Origin of the sequence: Lysinibacillus sp. 38-6 (assembly GCF_046245175.1) — a bacterium.
Classification (GTDB): domain Bacteria; phylum Bacillota; class Bacilli; order Bacillales_A; family Planococcaceae; genus Lysinibacillus.
The window spans coordinates 1,346,491-1,364,915 of the sequence record NZ_CP176417.1; the positions used below are offsets into that span (position 1 = coordinate 1,346,491).

The 18,425-nt window shown below is 36.9% G+C and carries 22 protein-coding genes; 4 read left to right on the plus strand and 18 right to left on the minus strand.

From position 1 onward, the window contains the following. Positions 1 to 8 precede the first annotated feature (8 nt). The 9 genes from ACKVEV_RS07005 to topB form a co-directional block, all read right to left on the minus strand. Positions 9 to 584 (minus strand): bifunctional adenosylcobinamide kinase/adenosylcobinamide-phosphate guanylyltransferase, encoded by a 576-nt coding sequence (locus ACKVEV_RS07005; protein ID WP_409369684.1) that lies wholly within the window; start codon positions 582 to 584, stop codon positions 9 to 11. A gap of 13 nt (positions 585 to 597) precedes the next feature. Beyond that, on the minus strand, positions 598 to 1,206 hold the full coding sequence (locus ACKVEV_RS07010; RefSeq protein ID WP_409369685.1) for a histidine phosphatase family protein: 609 nt from the start codon (positions 1,204 to 1,206) through the stop codon (positions 598 to 600). 5 nt (positions 1,207 to 1,211) lie between these two features. Beyond that, a complete protein-coding gene (locus tag ACKVEV_RS07015) occupies positions 1,212 to 2,297 on the minus strand; it encodes a pyridoxal phosphate-dependent aminotransferase (RefSeq protein WP_409369686.1) in 1,086 nt (361 codons plus the stop codon). Beyond that, the gene (gene cbiB, locus ACKVEV_RS07020; protein ID WP_409369687.1) at positions 2,284 to 3,240 is read right to left on the minus strand and encodes an adenosylcobinamide-phosphate synthase CbiB; all 957 of its coding nucleotides are present in this window, start codon (positions 3,238 to 3,240) and stop codon (positions 2,284 to 2,286) included. The genes ACKVEV_RS07015 and cbiB overlap by 14 nt, the downstream gene beginning before the upstream one ends. Then, complete coding sequence (locus ACKVEV_RS07025; RefSeq protein ID WP_409369688.1) at positions 3,237 to 3,920, minus strand: adenosylcobinamide amidohydrolase; 684 nt, start codon at positions 3,918 to 3,920, stop codon at positions 3,237 to 3,239. Before ACKVEV_RS07025 ends, cbiB begins: the two co-directional genes overlap by 4 nt. 238 nt (positions 3,921 to 4,158) lie before the next feature. Next, positions 4,159 to 4,341 carry a hypothetical protein gene (locus ACKVEV_RS07030; RefSeq protein ID WP_409369689.1) on the minus strand — a complete coding sequence of 61 codons (183 nt, stop codon included), beginning with the start codon at positions 4,339 to 4,341 and terminating at the stop codon, positions 4,159 to 4,161. Positions 4,342 to 4,575: 234 nt separating this feature from the next. Then, positions 4,576 to 5,934, minus strand: a complete 1,359-nt coding sequence (locus ACKVEV_RS07035; RefSeq protein ID WP_409369690.1) for an aspartate kinase — start codon at positions 5,932 to 5,934, stop codon at positions 4,576 to 4,578. A 555-nt stretch (positions 5,935 to 6,489) separates the two neighbouring features. Further along, positions 6,490 to 7,410 carry a class I SAM-dependent methyltransferase gene (locus tag ACKVEV_RS07040; RefSeq protein WP_409369691.1) on the minus strand — a complete coding sequence of 307 codons (921 nt, stop codon included), beginning with the start codon at positions 7,408 to 7,410 and terminating at the stop codon, positions 6,490 to 6,492. Between the two features lie 120 nt (positions 7,411 to 7,530). Continuing rightward, on the minus strand, positions 7,531 to 9,675 hold the full coding sequence (gene topB, locus ACKVEV_RS07045; RefSeq protein ID WP_409369692.1) for a DNA topoisomerase III: 2,145 nt from the start codon (positions 9,673 to 9,675) through the stop codon (positions 7,531 to 7,533). A gap of 264 nt (positions 9,676 to 9,939) precedes the next feature. On the opposite strand from topB, the gene ACKVEV_RS07050 reads away from it, so the two are divergent. Continuing rightward, positions 9,940 to 10,338 carry a glucosamine 6-phosphate synthetase gene (locus tag ACKVEV_RS07050; RefSeq protein ID WP_409369693.1) on the plus strand — a complete coding sequence of 133 codons (399 nt, stop codon included), beginning with the start codon at positions 9,940 to 9,942 and terminating at the stop codon, positions 10,336 to 10,338. A gap of 59 nt (positions 10,339 to 10,397) precedes the next feature. Here the strand turns inward: ACKVEV_RS07050 and ACKVEV_RS07055 are convergent, their stop codons facing one another. From ACKVEV_RS07055 to ACKVEV_RS07085, 7 genes are all read right to left on the minus strand, one after another. Beyond that, positions 10,398 to 10,925 carry a GNAT family N-acetyltransferase gene (locus ACKVEV_RS07055; protein ID WP_409369694.1) on the minus strand — a complete coding sequence of 176 codons (528 nt, stop codon included), beginning with the start codon at positions 10,923 to 10,925 and terminating at the stop codon, positions 10,398 to 10,400. Between the two features lie 111 nt (positions 10,926 to 11,036). After that, the gene (locus ACKVEV_RS07060) at positions 11,037 to 11,546 is read right to left on the minus strand and encodes a hypothetical protein (RefSeq protein ID WP_409369695.1); all 510 of its coding nucleotides are present in this window, start codon (positions 11,544 to 11,546) and stop codon (positions 11,037 to 11,039) included. A gap of 61 nt (positions 11,547 to 11,607) precedes the next feature. After that, positions 11,608 to 12,585 carry a helix-turn-helix transcriptional regulator gene (locus ACKVEV_RS07065; protein ID WP_409369696.1) on the minus strand — a complete coding sequence of 326 codons (978 nt, stop codon included), beginning with the start codon at positions 12,583 to 12,585 and terminating at the stop codon, positions 11,608 to 11,610. A 225-nt stretch (positions 12,586 to 12,810) separates the two neighbouring features. Continuing rightward, the gene (locus ACKVEV_RS07070) at positions 12,811 to 12,981 is read right to left on the minus strand and encodes a heavy metal-binding domain-containing protein (protein ID WP_409369697.1); all 171 of its coding nucleotides are present in this window, start codon (positions 12,979 to 12,981) and stop codon (positions 12,811 to 12,813) included. 161 nt (positions 12,982 to 13,142) lie between these two features. Beyond that, positions 13,143 to 13,625 carry a nucleoside 2-deoxyribosyltransferase gene (locus tag ACKVEV_RS07075; RefSeq protein ID WP_409369698.1) on the minus strand — a complete coding sequence of 161 codons (483 nt, stop codon included), beginning with the start codon at positions 13,623 to 13,625 and terminating at the stop codon, positions 13,143 to 13,145. Positions 13,626 to 13,632: 7 nt separating this feature from the next. Further along, the gene (locus tag ACKVEV_RS07080) at positions 13,633 to 14,067 is read right to left on the minus strand and encodes a GNAT family N-acetyltransferase (RefSeq protein ID WP_409369699.1); all 435 of its coding nucleotides are present in this window, start codon (positions 14,065 to 14,067) and stop codon (positions 13,633 to 13,635) included. Positions 14,068 to 14,140: 73 nt separating this feature from the next. Further along, positions 14,141 to 14,689: a hypothetical protein gene (locus ACKVEV_RS07085; RefSeq protein ID WP_409369700.1), complete on the minus strand. Its 549-nt coding sequence runs from the start codon at positions 14,687 to 14,689 to the stop codon at positions 14,141 to 14,143. A gap of 415 nt (positions 14,690 to 15,104) precedes the next feature. Here ACKVEV_RS07085 and ACKVEV_RS07090 point away from each other — a divergent pair, with 415 nt between their 5' ends. Beyond that, a complete protein-coding gene (locus tag ACKVEV_RS07090) occupies positions 15,105 to 15,248 on the plus strand; it encodes a hypothetical protein (RefSeq protein ID WP_409369701.1) in 144 nt (47 codons plus the stop codon). A gap of 246 nt (positions 15,249 to 15,494) precedes the next feature. Here the strand turns inward: ACKVEV_RS07090 and ACKVEV_RS07095 are convergent, their stop codons facing one another. Both ACKVEV_RS07095 and ACKVEV_RS07100 read right to left on the minus strand, forming a co-directional pair. Continuing rightward, positions 15,495 to 15,707 (minus strand): hypothetical protein, encoded by a 213-nt coding sequence (locus tag ACKVEV_RS07095; protein WP_409369702.1) that lies wholly within the window; start codon positions 15,705 to 15,707, stop codon positions 15,495 to 15,497. A 614-nt stretch (positions 15,708 to 16,321) separates the two neighbouring features. After that, positions 16,322 to 16,759 (minus strand): hypothetical protein, encoded by a 438-nt coding sequence (locus ACKVEV_RS07100; protein WP_409369703.1) that lies wholly within the window; start codon positions 16,757 to 16,759, stop codon positions 16,322 to 16,324. A gap of 198 nt (positions 16,760 to 16,957) precedes the next feature. On the opposite strand from ACKVEV_RS07100, the gene ACKVEV_RS07105 reads away from it, so the two are divergent. Together ACKVEV_RS07105 and ACKVEV_RS07110 are read left to right on the plus strand one after the other, a co-directional pair. Then, positions 16,958 to 17,590, plus strand: a complete 633-nt coding sequence (locus ACKVEV_RS07105; protein WP_409369704.1) for a cupin domain-containing protein — start codon at positions 16,958 to 16,960, stop codon at positions 17,588 to 17,590. Between the two features lie 346 nt (positions 17,591 to 17,936). After that, positions 17,937 to 18,422, plus strand: coding sequence for a DUF3231 family protein (locus ACKVEV_RS07110; RefSeq protein ID WP_409369705.1), 486 nt, complete (start codon positions 17,937 to 17,939; stop codon positions 18,420 to 18,422). Positions 18,423 to 18,425 lie beyond the last annotated feature (3 nt).

Here is an 18,425-nt window from a genome sequence, read left to right on the forward strand (position 1 = left end):
TTTCTTTTCTATTTCCACTTCTTTACGATACCATAATTTATTTCGTATGCCTCGTATGCAACGGACACGAACCATTGATGTAATTGGCCGAGCAATTGTCGATACAATTCCACTTCTCCATTGTTATAAGGAGGTTCATCAAAAAGTTCATTGGACACGACAAAAAGCGTCACCTTTTTGTCAAGTAACGTCTGCACTGCGCTTTTCATCATTCCTAGCTTTTGCTCTAGACAACCAGGCGTTTCCACACATGGTGTTCCCTTGTCAAACCCTTCATAAAAAGCATTCGTCAGCCATGTCGTCACACAATCCCAAAGCACCACATCGCCATCTTCTACTTTCTTGAAAGCCTCTTCAATTCGATAAGGTGCTTCCATTGTATGCCAAGCCATCGCTTGTTTTTGTCGATCAGCTTTGTGCCTTGCTATACGTTTGTCCATTTCAGCGTCCATTGCAACACCTGAAGCAATATAAACTAATCGTTTTTCTTTGAAATTGTTGTGTTGATAATGCCAAACAGCTTCTTTTTCAGCAAAGTGAGACTTTCCACTGCGGACACCACCTGTAATAAAAATTAGCGGCACTGTTGTCACCTCTCTATTGTAAATGTGGCGTGCTCCCAATTTCTTTTACATGCCAACTTTCATTTAATCGCTCTATAATGGTCACACTCGTCCCTTCAATATAAGGTGCTGTCCACAGCTGATCAATTGCACGACCTAATATTGCGTTGAGGATGCATTTAATTGTTACTGCATGGGACACAATTAGCACGTGGTCATGTGGATATTTTTGCGCAATATTTTTTAACGTGTACATCGCCCGTTCCGTCACAGCACCAAAACTTTCAGTATGTGTTGCGATAAATTGCGCTGGATAATTCGTATACAATTCATAGTCCAAACGATTTTTTGCTAGTATCTCTTCCACCGTTTTTCCTTGCCAATCACCTAAATTAATCTCACGTAAATCATCCTCTTGTTGTATTGTAAGTTGACGACCAGCTGTCAAATAGCGCATCGTTTCTTGCGCACGACCACTTGAGCTACAGTAGGCGGCCGTAAACGGAATGGTTTTTAAATGTTCCGCAAGTTTTTTGGCATGTAAAACGCCTTTTTCTGATAGAGGCGAGTCTAGCCATCCTTGTAATCGATGCTCTTTATTCCATACTGTTTCCCCATGTCGAACTAGATAAAAAATTGTCACATTCCTCACCCCTTATTTGCTTTGAACCATGCCTGTAAACAATTTTCTAAATAAGTCATCGCCCCTACATCTTTAATCCCGATACGGAACCACTCACCATTTAATCCCAAAAAGTTTTTTGTATGGCGTAAGACAATGCCCTCCGCTAAGCAATAGCTAAAAAATGTATCTGCATGTTGATTGCTTGGCAATGAAAAACAAACATAATTGGTAACACTATTGGTAACCCGACATCCATTTTCTCGTAAAAATTGCTGGAGCCATTGTCTTTGCTGCATTGCATAGCTAATGGCCTGTTGACAGTATTCATGCTCATCTAAACAGCCTGCACCAATAACGAGGGCAAATGCATTGAGATTCCAATGTGACAGCATGGCTTTTAAGTCACGAACTATCGCTTTGTTCGCGATTAAATACCCTAGTCTTAACCCAGGTATGGCATACATTTTCGTCATAGATCGCACGACAATGACATGTGCATTATTGGCGACATAGCTTATTAAAGAATGCGCTTCACTTACCCAATCAATAAATGCTTCATCAAAAACAAGCTCACAATTCACTTCTGCTCCATAAGCGATTAAGCGTAGCAATTCCTCTTTTTTCGGTAAAACACCTGTTGGATTATTAGGTGTGCAAATATATAAGGCGTCAGCATTGACCATTTCTTGATAAAGTAGCGCCATCGGTAATGTATAGTCAATAAAATCCTCTACTACGATTGACATTACATTCGCCCCAGCTGCCTTCAATGTCCGTTCGTATTCAGAAAATGTTGGATGTACAACAAGGACACGTTTATTTGCATAACGTCTAGCTAACACACTAAATAACTCTGAAGCTCCATTCCCTAAGACGATTGACTCTTTGTCAATTTGATGAAATTGAACTACCTTTGTTAAAAAGGGCTCCCCATCTGGATCTGGATACCGTTGAATTAACGGATAAAATGTACGCCAGCGCGCTTCAACAAATGCTGGAGGGCCTGCAGCGTTAACATTTTCACTAAAATCGAATACTTCCGTCGGTATTTTCAGGCCGAGCTGCTGGTATACGTTTTGTGGATTTGCTCCATGATTAGGTAATTGCAAAAATAAACACCTCCATTGCCAACATAACGAGCGTAAATAACACCGTTGCAACACGCATATGGATAATCGATGTTGCAATATGCTCTTTTGTTAATGGTACATATTTTTCACCCATTGTCGCTCTATACGATGCTACACCTTGATATGTATTTTTCCCACCTAGTTGCACGCCAAGTTGAACTGCTGTTGCAGCTTCTAAATAACCACTATTCGGACTCGGGTGTTTTCGTGCATCTTGGGCCCAACGCTTTAAACGTTTGCCGAGCGGCACAGATGTTTCATTTTTTGTACCAAGTACCATCAATAACCCTGTTAAACGACTTGGAATAAAGTTTAAAACATCATCAAGTCTTGCCGCAAACATGCCAAAATCTTTGTATTTATCATTTTTATAACCGATCATCGAATCCAATGTGTTTACTGCTTTATATCCCCACAAACCAATTGCCCCAAATAAAAATGCATAGAAGAGTGGTGCCGTGACGCCATCACTTGTATTTTCAGACACGGTTTCAACAACGCCTCGAACAATTTCATCCTCATCAAGCTTGTCGGTATCTCGTCCAACAATCCACGATAGTTTAACACGCGCTTCCTTAAAATCGCCTTTTACAAGTGGCTCATAAACAGCTAACGCGGCTTCCTTTAAACTACGCTGTGCCAGTCCAACGCCTATTAATAGACCCTCTACTAGAATACCAAATACTATGCTCACTTGATAACTAAGCATCAAAATCACCGTCACAACGAACATTGTCGTACCAACGACAGCAAGCGCCATAACCATGCCGCGAAACTTTCGCATCTTACCTTTATTCCACAACGCGGTTTGCGCTTGAATAAGCTTCCCAATCCAACGTACTGGATGAGGCATTTTGGGAGGGTCCCCGACGAGTAAATCAAAAAGTAGACCGATGATACAGGCAATAACTAATGCAATCATAGTGGATTCGCCTCTTTCTCTTTTTTATACTTTTGAATAGCCTCTCGCATCGTTTCGTATACCCCATGACCGATGATTTTTCCTAACATCGTGATAGGGCCCGCGTATTGATGGAAATCCCCCTCTTCCGTCGATGCTATAAGTAAACTATCGGTGGACGTTCCTGTTGCCAGCGTATCTGTTGTAGGATCAGTGATGTTTTCATCTATCAGTGCCTTGACCTTTGCCTCTGTCGTTGAAATCATGGCCTGAAACAATGCCTCATCCGATAATTTCCCATTGATTAGTACCCAAGTATTAATTGTTCCTGCGTAATACTGTTCTTGTCGATGAAATGCACGCGTAATATCGACAGCATTGCCTAATCCAGCTGTAATCATCACGACAAGGTGAATCCCTTCATATGTAAATTCTCGTATTGTTGCAAAACGTGCATATACCGCTGTCATCATCGCCACCGTTTGATTAATAGGATAGCCCTCTGCCTGTAAAAAACGTTGTAGCTCTTGATGGGGTTGTCGTTCATCGTAAGATTTTGGCACAGAACGATTTAACAAATGTGTATAATAGCCAAAGCCGGGATTATGCATTGCGGACGAGACAACTTTCATCGGCGTAGCGGTTTCCATCACAACATATTGCTCTACTATTTTTATATCTTCTTTTCGCACAACAGCCATCTACTCACCTCCTATTTTGTAAGTCATCACACTCTTTTGCTTAGGCAAATAAAAAAACAAATTCTTACGAAGAAGAATTTGTACTGTTCACGCTTTAATTATGAATACACTGCAAATTTGAACCTTCTGAATTTTTTGTATAGTATACAAAAACAATTTCATCTCATGAAATGAACTATTTTCTTTAAAATTGTATCATAACTTTGACGTTTGCAACATTCATTTTCTTGATATTTTGTTATTGCTTTTGCTTTAAATTTTTAAATCGAATAATAGAGCCGGCAATAATAAAGACCCAACCGATTCCAACATAAACTACTTTCATTGATTTCGTCGATGCAGGTAAAATATCCATAATTGTTAAACAGACAAATAATATCCCGATAACAGACAAAATCATACCCATTGAAAAACTTTTCAAGCGAATGCCCTCCTTATCTATGTACGCACTTGATTTTACAGCATTACTGGCTAAAAGAAAACTTTATTCCTTATTGTTTGATAGAATACTGTAAAATCATCCAATGTGAAAGTCACACGAAAAATGAAAAAGCTGCCTCATTAGCTATGCAACGATAGCTTCTTGGGACAGCTCTTTTTTATTGTCAGATAATTTTATAAATGCTTCGTTCAAAATTATCGTATTTTTGTCCAATTATGCTTGCACTTGTGCAAAAAACTCACCATATAACGCTTGTAAAATTCGGTTTTCATATTCTTGTAATACACCAAATACAAGACTGACTTCAGATGAACCTTGGTTAATCATTTCAATATTAGCTCCAGTTTTCGAAATAGCTGTAGCTGCACGCGCTGCAAGACCTGTGTTATTACGCATACCTTCCCCTACAATCACAATCATTGAGAAACCATGACGCATTTGAACATCATCTGCTTGCAATTCTTCTTTCACACGCGCCAAAATACGTGCTTCATTTTCCGGTGTTAGCTGATTTGATCGCATAATAACCGAAATATCATCTAAACCAGAAGGTGTATGTTCGTAGGAAATGTTTTCGTCTTCTAAAATTTGTAGAAGTTTACGACCGAAACCTACTTCGCGGTTCATTAAATACTTAGACACATATAACGTTGAAAAGCCACTATCTGCCGAGATACCTGTTACCGGACGACCTGTAGCAGGACGACTCGGTACGATGCGTGTACCTGGGGCTGATGGATTATTTGTATTTTTTATGTTAACTGGCACCCCAATCTTATAAACAGGCATTAATGCTTCATCGTGGAAAACAGAAAAGCCCGCATAGGATAATTCGCGCATTTCGCGATACGTAATTTCTTTAATTTCAACAGGATCATTGACAACTTTCGGATTTGCAGAAAATACACAATCTACATCCGTAAAGTTTTCATAAAGCTCCGCTTCCACAGCTGCTGCTAAAATAGAGCCTGTAATATCGGAGCCACCGCGATCAAACGTACGCAATATGCCCGCTTTAGTGTAACCGAAGAAACCTGGGAAAACAATAATTTCTTTTGTATCTTTTAAAGGCGCTAAATTTGTATAAGCTTCAGGTAAGGCGAACGTACGCTCAGGTAGATCATTCACAACCAACCCTTCTTTCGGACTTACATAACGTGCTGGCATACCGATAGAGTTAAAATAGGCTGCGATAAGCTTGGCGTTGTTATCTTCTCCAGCTGCTTTTAAGCTATCCATAAATAATTCTTCGTTAGAAGTATCTCCAAGCACACGATGACGTAAGTCTTCAGCAATCACGTCACAAATCGTATGATCCAGCTGTAAGCCGTCCGCAATAGACTTGTAACGATTCACTACGGTCTGGACTTTTTCTTCTGTATTTTCTTTTTGAATTGCTGCGTTGGCTAAAGCAATGAGTAAATCAGTTACTTTTATATCATCAGCACAACGTTTCCCTGGTGCTGAAACGGCTACGATTTTGCGTGCCGGATTAGATTTTACAATGTTTGCGACTTTTTGAATTTGTTCTGCACTTGCTACAGACGTTCCACCAAATTTACATACGATCATATCTATCAAATCCTAACCTTTTAAAATAATGTATTCCTCCAAAAAACAATTGAATGTACACAGTGTACAAATTATCGTTCTCTACGTCAATACAATTTAAAAAATTCACGCAATTTACCGAGAGAAAAATGGACAATTTTCGCACTGTTTGATTTATTATACGGATTTCATAGCAAATAGTTAAGGTTTTTATAAATTTTTTTCGTATATGTTACATAATCATAAAAATTTTCGCTTGAACTAGCTTAAATGAGCTTGCTACAAAGTGGGTTTTATTGCGGATAAAATGCCACGTTGGCTCGTCTTCCTCAGCAATTGTCAAGAAACAGTCTCATCCCTTGAGCTACATGCTATCCCTGTTTTCTTTTATACAATAATGAGAGCGCTTTCTTCCATTATAATATGCGGCAAAAATCATACTGTCTGTGCTATTTAGTTAAATTGTCTGTAACCATCGAAAATGCCACCCTTATATGGATGGCATTGTTCGATATATTATTAATCTTCTATATAAAGGAGGAAACGTTTTCATTCGGGGCATGACAGTAACGGCCATTACCATTCGTTTTTAACAGCATGTATATAATGAATTGTTTCAAACGCTTGTAAATCATCAGTTCGATTGGCGAAAAACTGATTTTGAATAGCTTGTGGTGATAAATGTTCATAGATTAATAGGTGTTCGTTCGCAAGTAATTTTTCTAAGTCACTTATCGAAGAAGCGTACACCATCTGTTCGCCAGCAGCACGAGCCATCTGTACCATGTTTTGTACACGATTGAAAATGCCTGCTTTCGTAAATAATTGTTCATCTGCAATATCGAAAATAATGGAACTACCCTTCGGTAAATCTTGAAAAAGTAGCATGATTAACTGCTGAAATATTTCTTTTGTTAAATAATATGTGACGCCAAGCATGCTGAAGACCGTTTTCTTCGATAAATCAAATCCTGCAGCAACGAGCTTATCTAGCGACAGTTCTTTCGTAAAATCCATTGCAATAAATTTAACATGAGGTGAATTGTCAATGCCCGCATGCCGTAAGCGTGCTCGCTTAAAAGCTTGTGTGGACGGATGATCGACTTCAAATATAGTGACATTTGTCAGGGCAGCGTGGCGCCAAGCAAACGTATCTAACCCTGCACCTAAAATAACGTATTGCTCAGCACCAAGCTGGCATTCACGCAGCACAACCTTTTCTGTATAAGCCGCTCTTGCAAGAGGTGTTGGTGACAGTTGAATTTGAGTAACCCACTTTAAGATTGCGTTCCGGTCGTCTTTTAGTTGTTCAGCCATTTTAGGGCTAAAAAATGCAATACCATTTGTCATATTAGTAGCAATTGCTTGATATTCTTCAGGTAATAGAAAATTTTGCGCTACATAATCATTAAAAATAAGAGGACGATCTTCTTTGGCATGATACGCTCGGCTAAATGCTGATACGAGTGAAGTTAGACTTGATTCATTATTTTTCACAGTAAACCACTCCAATAAAAAAAGATTCCCCTGGCCAGGAGAATCTTATTCTATCATCTATTTTTATAACTGTAAATTATAGCATAAATGAATTTTTTTGTCAAATATTTCGCATTTCATTTATTTGGCGTTTTCCTTACTGTTATTAAAAACAAACTCAATTTTTCCTTCTACTAAACGCAAGGCAGCACTAAATTGTTTACCACTTTTTGCTTTGAATCCTTTTATTTCTGCCGTTTTGCCATTATTACATAAATCTCTAATATTTTTTTCAGAAAGTTTTCTCCCTAGCAATCTTTCAGGGAATGTTTGTTTACAGCCATTTTTATAGTCCGAGCAACCATAAAAATTTTTGCGCAAGCCGATTTTCCCGACGTTGCATGTTGGGCACGTTACAATATCCTTTGCGACAGGCTTTGTAAACTGCTCTGCTTCAATTGTTAATGTATTAATTTTGTTCGGCACTTCAGCCATTAGCTGTTGAATAAACTTGCCTATATGATCGATAAAATGTTTGGCGGACCCTTCACCACGACCTATTTTTTTTAAATAGATTTCCCATTTAGCCGTCATTGAGGGACTTGAAAGTAATGTTCCTTCAATTGCTTTGCACAACAGTTCGCCTTTCGGTGTGATGCTGACGATATTTTTCTTGACCTCAATAAAACCATGTTTTTTAATCGTCTCGATAATGCCACTTCGTGTAGCCTCCGTGCCAATACCCTCTACTGAATTTAATATTTCGATTTCATTTTCATCTTCAACTGCCTTACCACATGTTTTCATCATCGTAATTAACTGCCCTTCTGTATAGGGCTTAGGAGGTGTTGTTGTCCCTTCCGTAATCTCGACCTTACTTTGCACGATTTCACCTTGGGATACGACAGGAAGTACCTCCTCGCGATTTTGAGACGCTTTATCGCTTGCAAAAAGTACTTTCCAACCTTTTACAAGCTCTGTTTTCCCAACTGATTTAAATTCTAAGTTTTTGACATTTGTGATAATTGTTTTCTCATCATATTCATAATCGTGATGAAACATCGCAAGTGTTGTATTGACAATTTCAAAATAAATATTTCGTTCATCTGTAGCCATCGATTGTAGTGCTTTTGCTGTCGGTATCTTTTTCGTTGGGATAATGGCATAGTGCTCACCAACATTTGAGCTGTCGACATAGCGTTTATGTTGACCTCTTAAAACGGGCGAAAATGACTGTCCGATAAGCTGCTGGTATTTTTGCAAAGATTCTTGTAAATAATCGAATTCATTATGCGTAATGAGTTGGGAATCGGTACGTGGATAAGATACGAGCTTTTTCTCATATAACGACTGTGTCAGTTTTAACACATGAGCAGGACTGTATTTCCAGCGTTTATTGGCTGTTGCTTGCAATGTCGATAACGCATGTAATTTTGGTGGTTGAATGCGCTTCGTCTTATTTGTTACAGACGTAATTTGACCACTATCGATTGGCAAAATAGCGTGTTGCTGCAATAACTGCTCAACTTCCGCCCTCACTTTGGCTTTTATTTTCGCTTTCCCTTTATACATACCATTTTGGGCTTTAAAGAGACCTTCGAGTTCGTAAAAATTTTCGGGTTGAAAATGCCCGATTTCTTGCCATCTTTTATAAATTAAATAGACGGTTGGCGATTGTACGCGCCCAATGGAAATACTGCCTTTGAAGCCCTTCTTCTGCAATAACAATGTATATAATCGGCTGCAGTTCATCCCGACGAGCCAGTCACTAATTTGACGTGTTTTTGCTTCTTGATACATCAGCAAATCACGCTCATTGCTTTGCATATTTTGAAAGCCTTTACGAATTTCATCGACCTCTAAAGAGTTAATCCATAAACGTTTTACAGGCTTATGTACTTTTGTCATTTTATAAATGGAATAAAATATATTCGATCCTTCGCGCTCCGCGTCGCACCCATTATAAATCATCGTCACTTGAGGATCGTGGAATATTTTTTTAATCGCATTAAACTGCGTGTACATATTCCGAACGACTTTATCTTCGTACTTATCTAAAATAATCGGCAGCGAATCTAATGACCACTTGTCCCATTCTTTTTTATACTCCTTTGGTTCCTTCAATTCGACGAGATGACCAATCCCCCAACTAATGATTGCGCCATCTGGGAATGTTGAACATGGTTCTAACTCTATAAATGTTTTCTCTTTATGTTTAATTTTAAATGCTTCTGCATACGCTCTGGCTTGCGACGGTTTTTCAGCCAATATAGCGATTTTCCCCATTATTATCACATCTTCTTTAAAAAATTTAGATAAACGTAAACTCAACTAAACGACATTCGTTGAGTGTTGGTGGCATACCATACCACTATTTTACTTTAATCAGTTTAAAATTTCTAATGTCATGGTATGAGGAATTCCATCTATATTTTTTCTTGAGTTGCTGTGCGGATATAGAAGAAAAAAGGTTAAACTAGAAAATATTATATTGAGCTAGCAAATTGCTGTATGAAGATGATAAAATATGGATATAAAGGGGGATGGGTTATGGGGAAATTAAGTAAGCGGAATATTTTATGGATTATACCAATCGGCATTATAGGGGTGTTTTGGTATTTTTACGGTCCACAAAAAGATATAACAGACAATGAATATATTACATATGTTAAAAATTATTCAATTGAAAATAGTAACAAGTCATTAGAAACGGCATTTTCTTCAGCTTGCCAAAATCCTTATTGGGTTTACTTTCAGACTCAAAAAGGACAAGACGTTGTTGAATTCGAAGGAAATTGTCCTATAAACAATAAAACTGCGAAAATAAATGTTCAATTTTTAGTAGATCCTGAAATGACAAATGTGAAGTATGGTGCAATGTTAGTCGATAGTAAAATGCAACAAGAAGCAGATCGAGATCATTTTCTTGTCGCAATGACGAAAGACTAATTGCATACGAGAAGTCATGAGCCCTCACTCATTAGAAATTAACTGTGGGCTCGTGGCCATTATTCTTTAAATTTGGCATAGACGTACGTATCATACGCTTTTCCCTGTTGATACATATAATCTTTTAAAATACCTTCTTTGTGAAAGCCAAGTTTCATTAGTAATTGATTGGATGCTTCATTATCGATAAAAACAATCGCCCCAATACGGTGAAGTGCCAAATTGTTAAAGCCAAAAGACAACACTTCAGTAATGGCTTCCTTGGCATAGCCCTTTCGCCAGTAGTCCGGATGTAATTCATAGCCGATTTCTGCTCGCTTATGAAGCGGTGACCAAGCATTAAAGCCAATCGTTCCAATCAGTCCTTTCACTTCTTTTCTTTCTATTCCCCAGCGTATACCTCTCTTTTCTTGAAAGTTTTTAGAAAAGCTTGCTACTAGTTTTTGTGCTTGTGCTACAGTTGTAAACGATGCAAGCCCATAATGTTGTGTCACATGATCATTGGAAAAACAGCGGAAGACATCCCCTGCATCCTCAGCCGTTATTTCTCTTAATCGTAATCTATCAGTCTCTATAATCGGAAACATGTCATTCCTCCCTTATCCTTCTTTGTATTCTGTAAACTACTTACATAATCCTTTTTTCAGACAACTAAAAAAGCATACTAGAAGTATTCCTAGTATGCTTAAAAAGCCCCGTTATTTAAAATAATAGTTTACAGCGTCATCCGCACTATGGAAAATTTTATTGTCATTATTTTTATAAATAAGCTTTGCCATTTGGCAGGCACTTTGAAGGTTTTTCGCATGATTTAATTTGTCATTTACTTGCTCGATAATCGTTGAAAAGCCATCTAGATTAGTTGAGGTTATTTGATCGAATTGTTTGGACTCAATGTCTAACATAATCGATAGTTGATCCTCAATATAATTATTTAAATTAATAAAAATACATTCTTCCAAGTCTTTCGAATGCTTGTCGATTTTTATATATGCTTCCTTATATTGAGCTGTTAAGTTTGAAGATGTCGTCGTCACCGTAAATCCTTGTTGTTCTAACTGATAAATGCAACAGGCAAAAAATTGTTGAACTTCAGAGGCGATTTTAGGTGCAACCGTTGTTTTTTTTAATTCATTGCAAGTTTGATAAATGGTATCGATTTCAGCTTGTTTTTCCACTAATAGCTTAAAGTTTGACAGTGAATACATCAGCAATCCCCCTTTTTACTATAGTCGGCAAGAGGAAAGATTTTTAGTCATATTCGACAGTTTACATATAGCGATAATTTTGCTGCATCGCTTGTATTGTTTCAATCATTTCTTCTCTCAGCTCCAACGGCTCAAGCACCTCGATATCTGCCCCTTGACTAAGAAGCCACATTTTAATACCACGTCCAAAAACTTCCGCTTCAAACAAGCATGCTCCAGCTTTATTTGACAATATTTTCGCTGTTGGCAAGCGATCTAAAACCGCTTGAGATGAGTGCCCTTTAAAAATAAATTTAATATGTATAAGCTCACCCGCATCCATAAATTGAATACGTTTACGAAATTCACCTTCTTGGAAGCGTTCTGAGTATGGGATTTGAAACTTCTTATCTAGCTCCAAAAAATGCTGGATGCGATCAATTCGATAAACAATCGGTAAGTCCTTCTCATGTTTATTATCATAAGCAATTAAATAAAAATAATATTCGGAGAAAATAACACCGAGCGGTTTTAATATTTTTTGTGCAGGAATTGTTTCTCCCTCACGTAAGTAATCAATTTTAATAATTTTTTTCTTTTGAATGGCCTCTGAAATGGCCCAAATTAAATGTAAAAGAGATTTTTTATGATTTAAATCAACGTACAAATGCTTTTCATTTAAAATAATATTATGAATAAACTCTTGTTTATCCGCTGCAACAATGGAAATAAGCTTATCGATAATGTCGCTCATTTCTGATTTTAAAAGTGCCCTTGATTCGATAAGTATTTTAACAATAGCCAATACTTGTTCTTTTGATAAAACATTGTTTCCTGTTTTCGTCAGCTTGTACACTTTTTCTGTTCGCACATATTCTAAATGACAATCTAATTTAGCTTTTTCAATATACGCTCGAATTTGATCTAAGTCGCGTTGTATGGTTTTTTCACCAACCTGATGTGTAAATGCTTCTTGCTTTTTGCTAATTCCTTGACCATCCATCAATCTGTCAAACATTGAAATGACACGATAGCCTTTATTTTGTTGTGAATCCACCATAAATCCCACTCTTTCTACGTAGTTACCCTCTTATTATACAAAACGAGATGGACATTATTAGTCCTTTTAACTATGAATTTTCTATATATTTGGGATAATTAGTTCAATACTATTTTTACTATTAAATTTCCGTACTGTCGGACAACCCATTTTTTTGTTAGTATTATCAATAATTTTAAAATTAAAAGGACTTCAATTCATTCAAACTGAAGTCCTCTGTTCAAGTTATGCTTTTATTTTTACTGTTGTACCATACGCTAATACTTCGGATGTATCATCCATCACAGATGATGTCGAAAATTGAATTGCCACAATGGCATCTGCACTAAGGCGTTGCGCCTCTTCTTGCATCGCGTGAGTAGCAATTATTCTTGAACGAACAAGTATTTTTAGCATATTCTTTCATTTCGGCCCCAACAATATTTCGAAGCCCTGCCATCATTTCGCGGCCAATATTTCTAGATTGGACGCAAATTGCCCTTTTCTAAACCTCATGTTTTGTCAATTACTTTTCCTGCAACAACCTCCGTTGTTGATAAAAGCATTGGCCAGTATCCTTATGGTTGTAATTCTTGCACCGCTAATACCGCATCATTAATAGAGGTAGTAATGACACCATTGCGCTTAATTAAACCAATGACAAATAAATTGCGGTAGACAAATTGATTTTCTATACCATCACGAATAAGTGCTTCAATTTTCATCATATTTTCACGACCTTGTTGACGCACGTCTGTAAACACCCCGATAATAGGGCGATTAAGCATCGAAAAAGCCCCAATTTCAGCCGCCACACCGGAATCAATCTCAACACCATCTAATACAGCGACTAAGACATCGCTTTTTTGTAACATCTCTAAATCAGCCTGTGCAATAGCTAAACTATCTGCATATGCTGATTTATCGTTAATAGCATCGTTCTCCTGCGGTACATATAATTCAATATTTGGTACTGCTTGTCGAATAGCTGCTGCTAATCGTTCGTTGACTAAACGATCTCCTAAAGAAAATAACCCGTTTGCTAAATATGCTTTCATCATCAGTTCCTCAATTCAATAATTTTTCAAACACGATTTTATGACGCCCTTTTTTATCGACAAAAGTAGAAGTCACGTCAAATCCATGTTTAATGTTTGTAATGAGCATCGCTTTGCGCTCGTTTCTACCATATGTACGCACTTTCTGATAGCCAAGTTGTTGCACTTTTTCATGTTGCTGTATCATCAACTGACTTGCAATTCCTCGACCTCGCATCGTTTCCTTGACTCCCCCTAACCAACTATAAAAAACGCCATCAGGTTGAGGGTAGCCCAATTTAAATCCTACCATTTCATCGTTCTCTACGGCAAATATACACAATAAATCTTTTTTGGCTTCAAGTTTTTCTAGCTTAAGGTGCGCACCATCAAAAACATGGGCATGCAATTTTTGTAACTGTTGTAACCAAGCATATGAGACACCTTCCACTACAATAATTTGCACGTTTCTCACCTCATCTCTTCTACTAGTCAATTATTATATCAGAAAAATGACAAACACGTACAATAAGGGTCTTTTACCCATACAACATAGCTGGTTGTCGTACATCTTGTAAATAATGGGCGAGTTTTCCAGCGAAGATTTGCTCTAAATAAGGTAATTGTGCAATACAGTCAGGCGTCATAAGCGCTGGATTTTGATAGATTTTTAAGCCACCTATTTTTAAAAGTGTCGCGACAAACTGTGAACAGAAATAGGCGCGTTCTCTGCGCACTTCTCTTTGCATCATCACGCCAAAAAGCCCGATAAAATTGTATTTATAACGCTCGCGATTGCAATACATATAATGGACGATTTTTTCCATCTCTAAGTATTGGTAAGTAGAAACTCGACAGCGATAAATGACACAATCAGCCGTTTCAAAAAGGCCCGATTCAGCATCTTCACGTAAAAAGCCACCGCTTAAAGGATTATTTAGCTGTCTACGTCCAAAACTGTACATATCAAAGAGACCTGCGTCAAAGGCGATTGATGCATGATTCATCTCTTTTCCAGTATACATTCCTATCGCTTTCGATAATAATGTACCTGTCTTCGTTAATACTATGTAAATGGTATATGCCATATCCTCACCTACTTCAATATTGTTCTGTTAATACCAATACGTTTTATTTCTTCAAATGGTTTCGTAATTTCCCTTTTTTTATAATATAGAATATAAATATTAATTTTTTCCTAACTAGAAACTGAAGAATTTCTTAATTTTATTATTATTTTTTGCTTGAAATAGAAATGGCTAGATTTAATTCTCACAATGCCACGAGGCTATTATTTTTTCGCTACCTTTATTTATATGTCTAACATTGTATTGTTATGTGGAAAACAATTGCGATACAGAAATTTTTTTGCTAAGTAAACGAGGCGCAAAACTCATCACGTTGTAAAAAGTCTAAATCATAATATTTTGCAATAGGTTATAATGATTTATAAGCTTAATCTAATTATGGAGTGAATTTTAATCAAAGGGAGATAAAAGCTTTATGAAGTGGCTTAAAGTAATTGGAACGATACTGTTCATCGTTGTTACGATCAACCTCATTTTTTGGTTTGGTTTAAAAGTTAAAGTAAATCCTAGTAATGAGCATGAGCAAAATATTGATTCTGTTATTGAAATTGAAAACTAGAGATTAGCTACTAAATTCTTATATGGACAATGCGCTTAATAACAGATAAAGATATACAAGGAATGAAATTCTACTGTATATCTTTTTTATTGTTACTCTCATCATCCTTTCAGCAATTTCATTCTTTATATTGCTAAAGCATTGACGATAGCCTCCACTATTTTCGTATTGGCAATTGCACCTGTATATAACCAACTTTAATTTTTCAGCACTTTAGGACAGCTGTACGGCTGGAATCGCACGCCACTATTTTTCACTTAATGCTTTCGCACTTGCATCATCACCGCTTTCAATCATAAAAGACCAGTCATATGGAATCATTGACGCTTTTTTAAGTAAGCTTGCACAATTGCCCCCTCTCGTACACTCCATTGTGCCAATGATGTGATACCGAGAGCGACGAGATGATCTATCTAAGTAAGACGCAATGACCCGCTGCGGATACTCAGGCACTTCCACGTTATTGCCAAGTGCATCTGTTAAAGGACGTGGGTTGTAACATGGTTAACTTGCTGCTGTGCTGGTGACTCATCTTGCGAAGCCGTTTTTGCTTCGTTATGACCACAGCCTACACTCGTAATGCCAAGATACAAGCATAGGCCATATTCCACTTCGTTCTATTAAAATTCATTGTGATTCCTCCTAGCTTTACAATAAAAAAGTTATAATATAATTGATATTGAAAATCATTATCATTTAAAACATAAAATAAAAAATACCTGATGTCAATACTAGGTGTTTTTACATAGATAAAGCCTAAAACGCACACTTTTGTTCACAATTATGCTCCCTCCGCTTGTAGTTTATTGCTGTTCGGACTACTAATCTGACTAACATTTGTTCTGTCGATACGGTTTGGCAAGGTTGTAATATCGAGATAAAAAAACTGCACACTATTTGTTAAAATTAATTAACAATAGAGTGCAGTTCTCTAACATTCGGTGACTAATTGTTTACTTATGATAAGGTTTTCAAGCTGATGCTACGGCGAAATATCGATCGTTAATAGCATTCTCTTTTTGAATAACACTGAAGACACGGCTGTAAGCGATATGCGTTGGCACATTCTCCCGTTACTTTACATGTACATCAAAAACAAAGTTTATTTTGCCTTGAGGCCACCTTGCTTTCATTTCATAAATATAAGTACCACTATTATTTGGCATAGTTAATTGATGATTTGTTGTTTCAATCACTTCACTCGTTCCATCCTCATTATATTTTGTTACAATAATTGAAGAAGGACTTTTTGTAATATGAAATGTTAAAATATCATTCTTTTCAACTTCTAATGTTTCAAATTGATCCGCTAATTCCCCGATATCGTAAGCGCTTAATGTAGTCATTTCCACATTATCTTCTTTCCAGCTATAGTCTCCTGGAAGCATCACATAATCATGACTATCTTTTATGATTGTGCCTTCTGGTTGATAAATTGTTTTGCTACTATTGCATCCTGTCAACATAACTATGATAAAAAACGGTAAAATGAAAACTACAATTTTCTTCATTTGCCTATTCCTCTTTTTTATTAACGTAGTATTGTTCTAACCATATAATACCATAATAAAACTTTATTTAATATTTTTGTAAACAAATCTCTTGATGATGATGCGTTTATTCGCAATTGAACAATAGGCATTCGTTTATTGCGTCATCCCCTTTTATCATAACCTATGATATTGAAGAACATAGGAAGGATGTAATGAATGTCTATTGATTACACATCACCATCCACACAGTTTACGTTTGATGTCAATACAAGCCCGTTGTTTAAGAAGGATCAACAAAATTATATTAACATTCTTGGCATTGCCCAATTAAATACTTTAGAAAACGTATCGTTGCTTGATATTTTCCTAAGTATGAATAATGTAGTAGAACCTCATTATCATCAAAATGCTGGGGAGCTAGTTTATTGTATTTCTGGAGTAGCGACTGTTTCCATTCTAAATCCAATTACAAAACAAATTCAGAACTATGCTATAAAACCTGGACAGGTGGCTAACATCCCACAAGGATGGTGGCATTATATCGTCGCGAATGCCGACAATACGCATATTCTTGCTATTTTCGATGCCCCTACACCTGAAGTGATTTTAGGTTCCGATATATTGAAATTTACGCCATCCAATATTATGGCACAAACGTATTGCATAAATGAAAACTTATGGCAGCAAACAATTGCGCCTGTTGTCCCTTCTACGTATATCGGGCCTGCCAATAATTGCAATCAAACGAACACGGTTACACCGAATTCCTTGCAAACACAGCCATATTACAACCAGCACCCATATCCGTACCACTATCCAGTCTCTTATCAGCATAGTTCGTATTATTAAGTTGACATGCTCTGTAACAATGGCATGCTAGCTGCTCCTATAACACAAATACTAAAAAATGTTTCCTACACAACTGCAATACGTCCCGACAATCGCACTTGCAATGAAGAGCTTTAAAATAAGTAAAAACATAACAATACTTGGCCCAAGCCTCCCCACTTGGACATCTTTAGGAACTACGGATGTAAAATGGTGGAGCTTAACTGCATACGAATATCGTTGCTAGTAAGAACAACTCACGCCACGCTTGAGTTGTCTTTTTTTTATTGAAATGTATAAAAAACCCTTTATTGTCCCATCCTAATCTCACATTCAACAACTATAAAAAAAGTTAGGACGTGCGACAATGAAAATGGCAAATCAAAATATAGAGTCTCTACCCTTTAAAGAATTTTTTGCTATTTGGAAACAACTAGGTGTCAATAACGGCTACATAGCTAGCAATCATTTCTTTTTCAAATATGCAGTAGATCGAAATTTAAAAGAAATCATTTTGGAGTTTATTCAATGTTTAAAAGAAGAAAATAAGCAGCTTGAGGAATTATTAAAAGACAATGGTGTTCTTGCCCCGCCGCTATCCATTCATAACGAACATTTACAAATAGCGAAGATCCGAAATAAGGTAGTTATTAATGATGGTGAAATTAGTGCCATCTTATCGATGAATATTGCCTCTGCATTAATTTCAATTAGTCAAGCAATGGACATGTCTTTTGAGCGAAATGAGACGACAAAATATCGTGTATTTCATATGAGGTATGCCATTCTAGGTGCGAAGTTAAGTGAAATTAGCAACAAAAAAGGTTGGTACCTTTCTCCTACTCCATTGTAGGTA